This is a genomic window from Bartonella sp. B10, from assembly GCF_053794435.1.
Genome location: NZ_CP200030.1, coordinates 1407963 through 1421486 on the forward strand (window position 1 = coordinate 1407963; position 13524 = coordinate 1421486).

A 13524-nucleotide genomic window follows, 5' to 3' on the forward strand; every position below is an offset into this window, starting at 1 on the left:
GATTTAGCGTGTGATAAAACAGCTGCCTCCAAAGTTTTTAATTTCTTCACAAAGGTTTATAGCTTCGTCACGGTTTCGAGCTTTAATACGTACTCGATAATAAGTACCCTTTCCCGTTATAAAAGCAGAGTGAATATTTAAAGGACGAGTACCTATTAGAAATCCAAATCTAGACTTTATGCTTTTTAAAGAATCTTTAGCCAACTCAGGTGTTGGTTGGGATGAAAGTTGTATATAATAATTTTCCAAACTGTGTGTTGCTTCTCTATTAAACTGTGTTGAAGGAGAAGCAGCAACGCTCGTTTGTTTTTCTGTATTGAATTTATTTTTTACAGGAACTGGTATAAATGAATTTCTAATTTTTTCTTCAACATTAGAGATAGAAGCATTTTCCGTGATTGTTTTATCAATATCAACCGTATCAGTAGTGGGATGATGTTCTTTTTCTTTGTTGTTTGTATCAGACAATGTAGAAGAAATTGGTGCTTCTTCTTGAAATTGATTTAAGGTATCTTGATTATCTTTTTCAAGATCATAAGCGTGTTTTTCATCTGTGTGATGCATTGGAGTAAGTGTGACTGTACCATCTTGTTTTACAATAACTGTTTGTACTTTTTTTGTTGGAACAGTACGACTGGCAATTTCTGTAACTATTTCTTCAACATCAGATTCATTAAAAGAAGGGGGAGAAGTGTTTTCAAATTCTTGTTGATTTAGCACTTCTAAATCTTCTGGCGTTTCAGAATCATTAATAAGAAATTGTTGCATATCATCATTTTTTTCAATATTTTCAGTTGATTGTTTATAAACATCTAGATTATGAGCAACAATATTTTCAGTTTCTGTCGTTTCTTGTTTAAATTTAAAAGGTGTATCATCAGAGCGAATAATAAGCGCGTTTTCGTTTTTTTGTGATGATGTAAAAAAATGAAAATAACTTATAAAACCAATTGCTATTAAAATAACAGGAATGACACTTTTAGAAATAATTTTTCTTGTGATAAAAGCTTTTGAGCTGAGGATTACAGGTTCATTGGCAAGGATTTTGTTTGTATCGTTGTTTTGTGAATTTTCAGCAAAAGAGGAGGAATAATACTCTCCATTGTCAGCAGGATAATAGCCAGTGTTTTGTTTTTGAGTATTTACATATGAACCGTCTTTTTGATTTTGTACAGTCTGATTAAAAATTTCATTTAAGATTGCACTTTGCTGCCGTTGCGAAAAATCTTCTACTGGAACATTCCCTACATTGAATACATCAGCAAATTCTGCTTCAGGACTATCAGAAAATGTATCATGTTCTGGGGATTCATATGAAGATTTCGGAACCATGATCGGCTCGGTTTTCTCTACGATTTCTTCTGTAAATTTATAAGTATCAACATTTGGGGGAGGATTATTATCATGAGGGTAAGAATATGCAGAAAAATCATCTACCTGTGTAGTATTAAAAATTGCCGATGATGTTTGTGTATTATCTAATTTTTTTTGATTATATGGAGTATCTTTTTTATTATTTTGATCAGAGATATGCTCAGTATTATCGATATATTGGGGGAAATTGTCACTATATTCTGGATTTTGCGTAATATTGATTTTTTGTTCTAAGATTTTCTTTTCGCAAAACTTATGATATTCGGTTGCATAATCCCTTTGTGGAAGATTTTTCAAAGAAAATGACTTATCCACTTGCCAGTTTTCTTGATTAACTGGATTCCTATATGAGTGATTTACGGGGATGTTAGGAAATTTTTGATGATTATCATAATAATTTTGTTCTATATTTTGAGCATCTGACTGTGGTATCTCTGTCTGTGAAAAAGGCTTTGCTTGTGTAAATGGTTCTACAGTATTATCATCCTGTGCATCTGATTTATCAAAAAAGAACTCTTTTGGCTGTGTATCTAAATTATTTTTCTCAAAAAGTTGATTAACGCGTGTTGGCATTGCTTCATCTTGAGACGTCCGATTCTTTTGGATAGGCAGTGGAGAAAGTGCATCTAAAATTCGTTCTTCATCAAGATCAACAGATGGAGAATCTACCTTTTCAGACAGAAACATACTTTGTTCTAAACGGTTGAGAGAGGCGGTTGTTGCAATATTTTCTGACATTTGTTCGTTATTGGCTGAAAGTAAGCTGTCTTCTTTGTTTTTATCATCAAACGGAAAATCATTAGCTAAATTACTCTCAAATTCTGTTTCTAAAAAAGATAAGTCTAAATCATTATCAGGGAACTGTGTTTCAGAGGGTTGATGTCTTGATTGATTAATTTGTAAAGAAGACTGAGTGTCTTGACTTTTACTTTGTTTATTCGCATCAAGAAGCTGCGCAATCCTTTCTACAGAGTCATGCGGTTGGTGATCTTGTCTTATTTTTTGTAGATCTTTGCGATCATTATCGCTCATAACTTCTCTCACATTATTATTTGCATTTAAATGTAATAATGACTAATTCTAGTTATACTATTCCCTAAATAACTTTCTTCTTCGTACGAAAGAATACACGAAAAAGTTTATCAACAAATTATACATTCTATGCATTTGTAAAACTTTTTCAACGCATTTCTGTTGGTGCTTCCACTCCTACAATTTTTAATCCTGATAATAGGATATTGATGATCGCTTGTACTAATCCCAGTCTAGCAAATGATAGTTCTTTATCATCTATTCTAATAAAGCGTAAATCGGGATTATCGCTTCCTTTATTCCAATGTGCGTGGAATCTGGAAGCTAGGTCATAAAGATAAAAAGCTAGTCGATGTGGCTCTTTATGGATTACAGCTTGTTCAATGATGCGTGGATATTCAGCGAGTTTACGTATTAGTGATATTTCATTATCGTCGGTTAATCGATTAAGATGCGCAATCATAATATCATTTGAAAGATTTTCGATAAGAAAAATTTCTTTTATCTGACGAAAGACTGAATGACAACGTGCGCTTGCATACTGTACATAAAAGATAGGGTTGTCTTTTGATTGTTCTGTTACTTTTGTGAAATCAAAATCAAGAGGTGCTTCACACTTACGATACAGCATCATAAAACGCACCGAATCGCACCCAACTTCTTCCACGACATCACGCAGAGTGATAAATGACCCCGCTCTTTTTGACATACGTACAGGCTGACCGTTGCGAAAAAGTTTTACTAATTGACACAAGAAGACACTCAATTTAGCTTTCTCTCCTGAGATTGCTTTTGCCATTGCTTCTAGTCTTTTAACATAACCGGCGTGATCAGCACCTAGGATATAGATCATTTCATCAAAATTACGATTAAATTTATCGCGAAAATAAGCGACGTCAGCGGCAAAATAAGTGTAAGAACCATCAGATTTAACTAGGACACGATCTTGATCATCTCCAACATCAGTTGAACGAAACAAAGTTTGTTCACTTGGTTCCCAATCTTCAGTGTTTTGCCCTTTCGGTGGTGGTAGCTTACCTTTGTAAATATAGCCATTTAAAGTTAGATCATTGATTGTGCTACATATAGCTCGTGCGTTATCTTCATAAAGCATTCGCTCAGAAAAAAAGATATCATGATAAATATTAAGGGAAGCCAAATCTTGCCGAATCATTGACATCATTGCATTAATTGCATACTCTTTTACTATAGGTAAAGCTTCGTTTTTATCCATAGTGAGCAATTGATCTCCGAATTCTTTAGCAAGTGATTGTCCTAGTGGTATTAAGTATTCACCGGGATATAGTCCTTCTGGAATTTCATTGATTTTCTGTCCTAAAGCTTCGCGATAGCGCAACAATACAGAATGAGCGAGTATTTCAATTTGTCCACCAGCATCATTGATATAATATTCTTTTGTAATATCATATCCCACGAATTGAAGTAGATTTGAAAGTACATCTCCAATAACTGCGCTTCGACAATGTCCTACATGCATTGGACCCGTTGGGTTTGCTGATACGTATTCAACATTGACACGTTTTCCATGTCCCATTGGAATACTACCATAAGATATTCCTGATTGAAGTATGGATTTTATTACATTTTGCCAAAATGTTTTTGTCATCTTGACATTGATAAATCCAGGACCAGCAATATCAATACACTCTATAGACTGATCACGTTTAAGAAGTTCTATAATTTTTTCTGCAAGTGCACGTGGATTAAGTCCGATAGATTTCGCAAGTACCATAGCAGCATTTGTAGATAGATCGCCATGTAAAGAATCTCGTGGAGGATCAACGGTTACTTTTGATAAATCTAAATTTTCTCCATTTTTTCCTTTTATATCAGATAACTCGAGTATTTCTTTAATTTTTTTCTCGAAATTTTTAAAGACATTCATATGCAATTTCCATAGTGTATTTAGACTTGATTAAATAAAATTGTCTGTATGCTCAAACAAACGGTGATATTCACGTAAAGCGTAGTGATCAGTCATACCTGACAAAAAATCAGCAATGTGGCGTGCTAATTCTTGATTTGTTAAGTGAATCATCTTGCTGTGCCAGTCTTCAGGCATAGCATTTGGATTTTCATAATAATAGTTGTATAATTTTCGTACAATGCATTTTGCTTTATTGCAACGACTAAGAACTTTCTCATGGTGATAAAGATTTTTAAATAAGAAATCTTTTAATTCTTTTTCATAAATAGCCATTGTAGGTGAAAAGGTCACAATAAGTTTTTTTGCTGTGTGGATATCATTGATGCTTGTTGGGCTAAGATGCACTAAGTTTTCTTGTGACTGTTTAATAACGTCTTCAACCATAGTGGTGATTTGTCTGCGAACTAACTCATAACCGCATCGAGTTTGATCAAGTTGTGGATATTCTTTTTTTATATCTTTTAATAATAATGCAGTTAGCGAAATGTGTTTAAGCTGGTCAATTGTCAATAAGTGTGAATGTAGACCGTCATCAATATCATGAGCATCATAAGCAATGTCATCAGCAATAGCGGCACATTGTGCTTCTAATCCAGAAAAACAATCAAGCTCAAGATCCTGTTTTGCATTATATTGCAGAATATCTAAAGGAACATCTTTGCAGTTAGAATACGGTCCTAAAAGGGGACCATTATGTTTTACAAGTCCTTCAAGTGTTTCCCAAGTAAGATTAAGTCCATCAAAATTTGCGTAGCGCTGTTCTAGACTCGTTACAATGCGTAATGCTTGTGCATTATGATTAAAGCCACCATAATTTGCCATTACCTCATTAAGTGCATCTTCTCCTGCGTGTCCGAAGGGCGTATGCCCAAAATCGTGAACAAGGGCAATGGCTTCTGTAAGATCTTCGTCCAGACACAGAGCACGAGCCAATGTCCGCGCAATTTGAGAAACTTCTATTGAATGTGTAAGCCGAGTGCGATAATGATCGTTCTCATCAGCAATAAACACTTGGGTTTTGTGTTTGAGTCGTCGGAATGCATTAGAATGAATAATACGATCTCTGTCTCTTTGAAAAGGTGATCGTATGCTGCTAGCAGTTTCATGAAATAATCTGCCACGGCTTTTCTGTGGGTTAGAGCTGTATATTGCTCGAAATTGATAATTTATATTGCTCATATCCATTGCAAGTCATCTATTTTCAATTTAAGTGTAAACTTATGTACTATTAATAAATTTCTAGCTATTTTGATACTCTTTCTTGATAATGTAATACAAGGACAATAGGCAAGATGAGCGTGAATATTTCAGATTTTGCTGCTAAGCATATCGCACAGATACTTTTAAATGAACCCGATAAAATAGGATTACGTATTTCCGTTGAAGGTGGTAGGTGTTCTGGTTTTTTTTACAAATATGATTTAGTTTCTGAAAGTAAAGAAGATGATCTAGTTTTAGAAAAAGATGGGGCAATTGTGTTTATTGATTCTGTATCTCTTCCCTTTATGGAAGGGGCTGAGATCGATTTTGTTGATGATCTTATGGGACAGTCTTTTCAAGTTCGTAATCCAAATGCTGTTTCATCGTGTGGTTGCGGGGTAAGTTTTTCAATTTAAAATGGCGACCTTGCTATATTGCTGCTTGAAAAGATTATCACTTTTGTTAACAATACTAAAATGGACATTTTCACAAAAATATTTCGTCAGTCTTTATGGCTATATGTGGTGTTTATATCATTGATTTGGATAAGTTTTGCATTCTCTGAGGAATGGAGAAGTCAAAATCATCAGGAAAAGCAACCAACAAGTTTTATTTTAAAATCTCAAGACCACGGACGAGATGATTTACACTCTAAAACCCAGCTTATATTGCATGCTCGATTGGCAAACAGCAATGAAAATATCACGAAAGGGCTTATATGGCGGGTTTATGCACCTATCTTAGGAATTGATAATAAATTACCGTTAATTGCATCTTTTGAAGGAGGAAGTGTGAGCTTTGATTTAGAGCCAGGAAGCTATCTTGTTCATGTTTCATTTGGTCATGCAAGTGCTGTGCAACGCGTGAATTTAGAAAATGGACAGCGTATTTCCAAAAATTTTAATCTTGATGCTGGTGGTGTTATTTTGAGTGCTACACTGCTTAACGGCGCAATCAATGAGCAGGAATTACGTTTTACTATATATGAAGATGCTAAGGAAAATGATGATACTGGTGTGGTTCTATCAAACGTTAAATCTCACTCACTTGTACGTTTAAAAGCTGGCCGTTATCATGTTGCTTCTCATTATGGGTCTGTTAATGCTATTGTACGTTCAGATATTCAAGTGGATACGGGTAAAATTACTGAAGTACGACTTGAGCATCAAGCAGCGCAGATTATATTAAAGTTAGTACGTCAAGAAGGAGGGGAGGCACTCGCAGATACAAGCTGGTCTATTATCAATGACTCTGGTGATATAATTTATGAAACAGTTGGTGCTTATGTTTCACTTGTGTTAGTTGAGGGAGAGTATGTTGCAATTGCTAAAAATAAGGATCATATTTATCAAAAAGTTTTTTCAGTTCTTTCAGGTCATGATAAAGATGTTAGTGTGGTGGCAGATGCGCACAATATGCAAAAAATAGGTGAATCAAAAAATTGAAGATTATTAATAAAGATAAATAGTAATTTTAGGGGTGGATAAAGAATTTTGGTTGTAGAAATTTCAACAGTTAGTGTATTTTTTGCAGGTGTATTATCTTTTTTATCACCGTGTGTTTTACCGTTAGTTCCTCCTTATTTGTGTTATATGGCAGGGGTTGGGATTGATGATTTTCGTTCAAAAAATTCTAACGGAAAAATATTTATACGTTTGGCACTTTTATTTTCTGTTATTGCTTTTGTTCTTGGTTTTACAACTGTTTTCGTTGTTTTAGGTGCTAGTGCTAGTACAGTTGGGGGGTTATTAGTCACTATCGTGATTGGCTTGCTATCGCCTCTGGAATTATTATTATTATTTTTGGTCTTAATTTTTTAGGTCTTTTCAAAATTGCTTTTTTATTTCGAGAAGTGCGGTTTCGAACGCACAACACTCCTACAGGGCCTCTAGGAGCTTATATCATTGGGTTAGCTTTTGCATTTGGTTGGACACCATGTATTGGCCCAATTTTAGGACCTGTCATAACACTCGCTGGAACAAAGGAAACCGTGAGTGAAGGGGCTGTGCTTTTAGGGATTTATGCACTTGGTCTTGGAGTGCCTTTCATATTGGCAGCTTTATTTTCAGGCAGTTTTATGAGATTTTTGGGTTCTTTTCGTGTTCATTTGGGAAAAGTAGAAAAAATTATTGGTGTTTTTCTAGTTATCACGGGTATTTTATTTTTGACAGGTTCTATGCAGGATATTTCGTTTTGGCTTTTGGAAAATTATCCTTTATTAAGTAAGATTGAGATTATTCGTTGGCATGATATTATTGATTTTTTAGGATTTTCTTACTAATTTTATGTGTTTTTATGGTTAGAAATTGTCTCTCTATTGTTCTTGCGGCCGGTGAGGGGACGCGCATGAGGTCGTCCCTTCCTAAGGTTCTTCATAAAATCGCTGGATTACCACTTGTATGTCATGTCATAAAACAAGTAGAATTAGCAGGAACTTCGCAATTGGCTGTAGTTGTCGGGTTTGGCTCTAAAATGGTAACTCAAGTTGTTCAATCATTTGTAAAGAATGCAATGGTTTTTGAACAAAAAGAACGTTTAGGAACTGCTAATGCTGTTTTGTCTGCTCGTTTAGCTTTGCAAAAAGTAATGGACGATGTTCTTATTGTTTTTGGTGATACTCCTTTGATTCAGCGAGATTCATTACTAAAGGTTCGTGCACAGCTTGCTGTTGGGGCAGATGTTGTCGTCGCCGGTTTTCGTACTTCAAATCCAACAGGTTATGGGCGCCTTATTGAAAAGGACAGTAAACTTGTTGCAATTGTTGAAGAAAAAGATGCGAGTGATGAAGAAAAAACAATTTCTTTTTGTAATGGTGGAATACTCGCAATTAATGGAAGGTATGCACTTTCTCTTTTAGATAAAGTTAGCAACAATAATTTGCAGCAAGAATATTACTTAACAGATATTGTTTCTATTGCGTCACATGAAGGATTGAATGTTCAAGTTGTTGAGGTACCTTTTGATAATATTGTAGGAATTAATAATTGTTTTGAACTTTATGAAGCTGATACTTTATGGCAAAGGCGTAAAGCACGTGATTTGATGTTATCTGGAGTTACGATACTTAAACCAGAAAGTGTTTATTTTTCTTATGATACAGAGATTGAATCAGGGGTTGTAATTGAGCCAAACGTTTATTTTGGGGTGGGGGTAAAGGTGCACTCTGGTGCAGTTATTCATGCATTTAGTTACTTGGAGGGAGCTGTAGTTGGTAAAGATGCGCAGATTGGACCTTATGCACGTTTGCGTCCTGGAACAGATTTGGCGCAGTCGGTAAAGATTGGAAATTTTTGTGAAGTCAAAGAAGCTAAGGTAGGAAAATACTCCAAGATTAACCATTTGAGTTATATTGGGAATGCAGAAATTGGTGCGCATGCCAATATTGGTGCTGGCACTATTACCTGTAATTATGACGGCTTTCATAAATACAAAACTACGATTGGTGATAATGCTTTTATTGGTTCCAATTCAGCACTTGTTTCTCCATTGATTATAGGGAATGGTTCTTATGTTTCTTCAGGAAGTGTTATAACTCAAGATGTTCCTGTGAACAGCTTAGCTTTTGGTCGTGCACGGCAAGTAATAAAAGAGGATTATGCAATAAAATTGCGTGCACGTTTATTAGCAAATAAACATAATAAGTAATTATTTTAAGTATATTTTAAATTTTATAATGATTCCTATTGTACAGTAATATTTCTATTCAATATTACTGTACAGGCTGTTTAGTTTATATAATTATTTTTAATATTATAGTTAAGATAATTTTGTTGTTTTATTAAATTATATAAATCTTTGATGTAAATTGGAGTTTATTAATGTGCGGAATTATTGGAATTCTTGGAAAGAGATGTGTTGTATCTTCTTTGGTTAATGGTTTGAAGTGTCTTGAGTACAGGGGATATGATTCATCTGGTGTAGCAACATTACATAATGGTCATATCTGTTGTATACGCGCTGAAGGTAAGCTTGTACGTTTAGAAGAGAAGTTAAAAAAAACACCATTAGAAGGAAGTTTAGGGATTGGCCATACGCGTTGGGCTACCCATGGAGTTGCTGCAGAGAGGAATGCTCATCCTCATGTGACTGAACGTCTTGCAGTAGTTCATAATGGTATTATTGAAAATTTTGTAGCATTGCAAAAAGAACTTATTGAATATGGCTATACCTTTGAAACAGAGACGGATACAGAAGTTATTGCCCATTTAATTACGCACGCATTAAAAAGTGGTCTGTCTCCACAGGATGCAGTGTTCACAAGTTTGAAAAAGTTGCAAGGTGCCTTTGCTATTGCTCTTATTTTTGAAGGAGAAGACAATCTGATGATTGCTGTTCGGTCTGGTCCGCCGTTAGCAATTGGCTATGGAAAAGATGAATTTTTTGTCGGATCAGATGCGACTGCTTTGGCTTCATTTACAGATCGCATAAGTTATATGGAAGATGGGGATTGTGCTATTCTCACACGAAAAGGTGTCACAATTTATAACTCAGATAATCAACCAGTGAAGCGTAAAATTACAACATTATTTCATGGAGCTTTGTCGGTATCTAAGGGTAATCATCGACATTTTATGCACAAGGAAATGTTTGAACAACCCGAAGTTATCTCTCATAATTTGGCGCATTATCTTGATCTTGGAAAGAATATCATCCGTCCACTGAAAAATTTTATTAATTGGAAAAGAATTAACCGTATATTATTTGCAAGTTGTGGAACGGCTTATTATTCAACCTTAGTTGCACGTTATTGGTTTGAAAGTTTGGCCGCTTTAAGTGTTGATAATGATGTAGCTTCAGAATTTCGTTATCGTGAAACACCTATAACTTCAAATATGTTATCAGTGTTCGTTTCTCAGTCTGGAGAAACAGCTGATACATTAGCGTCTTTACGTTACTGTCGTGAGCATGGTATGAAAATAGCAACCATTGTTAATGTTGAGCAATCAACAATGGCAAGGGAAGCTGATTTTGTTTTGCCAACATTAGCAGGTCCAGAAATTGGTGTTGCTTCAACAAAAGCTTTTACTTGTCAATTAGCAACGCTTGCTATAATGGCGCTTAGCGCTGCCAAGCAACGTGGTTATCTTTCAGAGGGGGCAGAACATAAATTTATTCAGCAATTGGCAGAAATTCCTAGGTTTTTGAATGAGGTTTTAAAATTAGATAACAAAATTGAATATATTTGTCGTAATTTAGTAAACGTAAAAAGTGTTCTGTATCTTGGACGTGGCACTTCTTATCCGATTGCTTTAGAGGGAGCGCTTAAATTAAAGGAGCTTTCTTATATTCACGCTGAAGGTTATGCAGCAGGTGAATTAAAACATGGTCCGATTGCATTGGTAGATGAGACAATACCAATTATTGTTGTAGCGCCTTATGATAGATGGTTTGAAAAGACTTTTTCTAATATGCAGGAAGTAGCAGCACGTCGTGGTCGCATTATTCTGATAACTGATAAAAGAGGTGCAGAAGCAGCTTGTCTTGATACATTGTCAACTATTATTTTGCCAAATGTTCCCGAGTTTATTGCACCCATTATTTATACCTTACCTGTTCAACTAATCGCTTACCATACAGCAGTTTTATTAGGAACGGATGTTGATCAACCTCGTAATTTGGCAAAATCAGTTACAGTTGAATAAACAACAATTTCATATCTTTAAGATTTATGAATAATAATTGAAGATACAGGTGTAAAATTTTTTAACATAGAGATATACAAAGCGTATCATAAGTATTCTTAATGATTATCCTGCACGTAATAATCGAGTTGCGTCATCCTTTCTAAAGAGATCAAGAAGCAAGCGTAGAGCTTGTCCTTGTTTTGAAGAAAAATTTGCATCACGTTGTAAGAATAAACGAGCATCTTTTCTTGCCATTGATAAAAGATCGCTATGTACTGCAAGATTTGCCATATGAAATTCAGGCATACCAGATTGTTTTGTTCCCAACAGTTCTCCTTCTCCTCTCAAACGCCAATCTTCTTCAGCAATTTTGAAACCATCTTCTGTATTACGTATAATATTCAGGCGCATTTCAGCCATTTTTGTTAGTGGATCCTTGTATAGCAAAATGCAGGAGGATTTTTTTTCTCCCCGTCCAACACGTCCACGCAATTGATGCAGTTGTGAAAGACCGAAATGTTCTGCATGTTCTATGATGATGATTGAAGCATCTGGTACATCTACTCCTACTTCAATTACTGTGGTTGCAACTAAAATACTTATATTTCCACATTTAAAAGATTCCATAATTTCTTCTTTTTCATTTGTAGACATTTTTCCATGTATCATACCAACACGTATTCCAAATTGCTCACGGAGAGCAGTAAAGCGGCTTTCAATTGAAGTAAGCTCGAGAATTGTAGATTCTTCTACTAAAGGACAAACCCAATAAAGTTTTTCTCCTTGTTCTAATGCAATTGCAATACGTTCTATAAGTTCATGAATACGTTTTAAAGGAAGCGTTGCTGTTTTAATTGGTTGTCGTCCAATTGGTTTTTCAGTAATTTTTGAAACATCCATATCTCCAAAAGCTGTTAAGACTAGTGTGCGCGGAATAGGGGTAGCAGTCATTACCAGCATGTCAGGTTTATTGCCTTTTGCTATAAGAGAAAGGCGTTGATGCACGCCAAAACGATGCTGTTCATCAATAATGGCTAAGGCAAGATTATTGTAAGAAATACTTTTTTGTATTAGAGTGTGAGTACCAATGATAATTGATGTTTTACCTGATAAAATATCTTTTAGAATGTTTGCGCGCAATTTTCCTTTCTCTCGTCCAGTTAAAAGGGCTGTTTGCAATCCAATCTTTTCAGCAAAAGGAGCGATTGTTGCAAAATGTTGTCGAGCAAGAACTTCTGTTGGAGCCATTAAAGCTGATTGTCCAGAATTTTCGGCAATCTGGGCTATTGCCATTAATGCAACTATGGTTTTTCCTGATCCTACATCACCTTGAAGAAGTCTTAACATAGGTTCTGATGAAGCGATATCGTTTGCAATATCTTTTATCGCTTCATTTTGTCCATTTGTAAGTTGAAAAGGTAAGGCTTTAATCAATTTATTGGTATAAGTACCAGTTTTTGGGCGAGAGATTCCTGAAAAAGATTTTGTTTTTAAACGCATTAAACCAAGAGCTAATTGACAAGCGAGTAATTCATCATAAGCAAGACGTCTTCGTGCTGCACTTTCTAAAGATAAATCATTGGGATCTATTGGAGTATGGATTCGGTGTAAAGCAACTGAAAATGAAGGAAAATTGTGCTGTTTTTTTATACTTTCTTCTATCCATTCTGGCAAAAGAGGAATATAGTTGAGGGTTGTTTGTATTGTACGTCTTAGCATTTTTGCTGATAATCCAGCAGTGGATGGGTAGATGGGTTCTATCAATGGCATTTGATTTGATTGTTCAATTGGCACGATATGATCTGGATGCACCATTGAAAGTTGCCCATTAAATCGTTCAATTTTACCTGATACAATTACTTTTTTTCCTTCTGGTAGTTTATTTTTGAGCCAAGGGCGTTGGGTATGAAAGAATACTAAATTTATTTTTCCTGTTTGGTCATGAGCAATGATACGATAGGGTAACCGGTTACGGCCATTTGGTGGTGGTTGATGTTGATCAATGATAATTTCAAGGGTAACAGTGCCTTCTTCTTGTGCGAAAGCAATGCTGGAACGCATTCTACGGTCTATAACGGAATGTGGCATTAATTGGAGAAGATCAATAACGGTTGGTTCACGTTGCGTAGAATTAATATTTAAGATTTTAGCTAGTAAAGTACATATTTTAGGGTTGATTCCTGGAAGAGCGCGAACAGAAGTAAAAAGAGGGGAAAGAAGGTTTTGACGCATAAGGAAATTTAGTCTTCTCTTTTTGTTTTTTCTAGTACTTTAAAATATTTTTTTATTATAATTCAATTAATATATAAAAATACACATTTATACTTTTATTTTTAAAGTAAATAA

8 protein-coding genes and 1 pseudogene are annotated in these 13524 nt (G+C 35.1%); 5 read left to right on the plus strand and 4 right to left on the minus strand.

Going from position 1 to position 13524, the window contains the following annotated elements:
- Positions 1-3: 3 nt before the first annotated feature.
- The 3 genes from V3565_RS05990 to V3565_RS06000 all read right to left on the minus strand — a co-directional run bounded on the left by V3565_RS05990 (position 4) and on the right by V3565_RS06000 (position 5539).
- Complete coding sequence (locus V3565_RS05990; protein ID WP_455478268.1) at positions 4-2406, minus strand: SPOR domain-containing protein; 2403 nt, start codon at positions 2404-2406, stop codon at positions 4-6.
- 148 nt (positions 2407-2554) lie between these two features.
- Positions 2555-4312, minus strand: coding sequence for an arginine--tRNA ligase (gene argS / locus V3565_RS05995; protein ID WP_455478269.1), 1758 nt, complete (start codon positions 4310-4312; stop codon positions 2555-2557).
- A 30-nt stretch (positions 4313-4342) separates the two neighbouring features.
- Positions 4343-5539, minus strand: a complete 1197-nt coding sequence (locus V3565_RS06000) for a deoxyguanosinetriphosphate triphosphohydrolase (protein WP_455478270.1) — start codon at positions 5537-5539, stop codon at positions 4343-4345.
- Between the two features lie 107 nt (positions 5540-5646).
- Here V3565_RS06000 and V3565_RS06005 point away from each other — a divergent pair, with 107 nt between their 5' ends.
- The 5 genes and pseudogenes from V3565_RS06005 to glmS all read left to right on the plus strand — a co-directional run bounded on the left by V3565_RS06005 (position 5647) and on the right by glmS (position 11196).
- Complete coding sequence (locus V3565_RS06005; protein ID WP_455478271.1) at positions 5647-5970, plus strand: HesB/IscA family protein; 324 nt, start codon at positions 5647-5649, stop codon at positions 5968-5970.
- A 60-nt stretch (positions 5971-6030) separates the two neighbouring features.
- Complete coding sequence (locus V3565_RS06010; protein WP_455478272.1) at positions 6031-6999, plus strand: carboxypeptidase regulatory-like domain-containing protein; 969 nt, start codon at positions 6031-6033, stop codon at positions 6997-6999.
- A 48-nt stretch (positions 7000-7047) separates the two neighbouring features.
- Positions 7048-7835, plus strand: a pseudogene (locus tag V3565_RS06015) (cytochrome c biogenesis CcdA family protein).
- Between the two features lie 14 nt (positions 7836-7849).
- A complete protein-coding gene (gene glmU, locus V3565_RS06020; protein ID WP_455478273.1) occupies positions 7850-9199 on the plus strand; it encodes a bifunctional UDP-N-acetylglucosamine diphosphorylase/glucosamine-1-phosphate N-acetyltransferase GlmU in 1350 nt (449 codons plus the stop codon).
- A 173-nt stretch (positions 9200-9372) separates the two neighbouring features.
- Entirely contained in the window at positions 9373-11196 is a 1824-nt protein-coding gene (gene glmS, locus V3565_RS06025) for a glutamine--fructose-6-phosphate transaminase (isomerizing) (RefSeq protein WP_455478274.1), read from the plus strand.
- Between the two features lie 105 nt (positions 11197-11301).
- On the opposite strand, the gene recG is transcribed toward glmS, so the two are convergent.
- Positions 11302-13410: an ATP-dependent DNA helicase RecG gene (recG, locus tag V3565_RS06030; RefSeq protein WP_455478275.1), complete on the minus strand. Its 2109-nt coding sequence runs from the start codon at positions 13408-13410 to the stop codon at positions 11302-11304.
- Positions 13411-13524: the final 114 nt, after the last annotated feature.

Coding starts and splice junctions, on each gene's coding strand:
- V3565_RS05990 (WP_455478268.1), bottom strand. CDS start 2,406: ATGAGCGATAATGATCGCAAAGATCTACAAAAAATAAGACAAGATCAC.
- argS (WP_455478269.1), bottom strand. CDS start 4,312: ATGAATGTCTTTAAAAATTTCGAGAAAAAAATTAAAGAAATACTCGAG.
- V3565_RS06000 (WP_455478270.1), bottom strand. CDS start 5,539: ATGGATATGAGCAATATAAATTATCAATTTCGAGCAATATACAGCTCT.
- V3565_RS06005 (WP_455478271.1), top strand. CDS start 5,647: ATGAGCGTGAATATTTCAGATTTTGCTGCTAAGCATATCGCACAGATA.
- V3565_RS06010 (WP_455478272.1), top strand. CDS start 6,031: ATGGACATTTTCACAAAAATATTTCGTCAGTCTTTATGGCTATATGTG.
- glmU (WP_455478273.1), top strand. CDS start 7,850: ATGGTTAGAAATTGTCTCTCTATTGTTCTTGCGGCCGGTGAGGGGACG.
- glmS (WP_455478274.1), top strand. CDS start 9,373: ATGTGCGGAATTATTGGAATTCTTGGAAAGAGATGTGTTGTATCTTCT.
- recG (WP_455478275.1), bottom strand. CDS start 13,410: ATGCGTCAAAACCTTCTTTCCCCTCTTTTTACTTCTGTTCGCGCTCTT.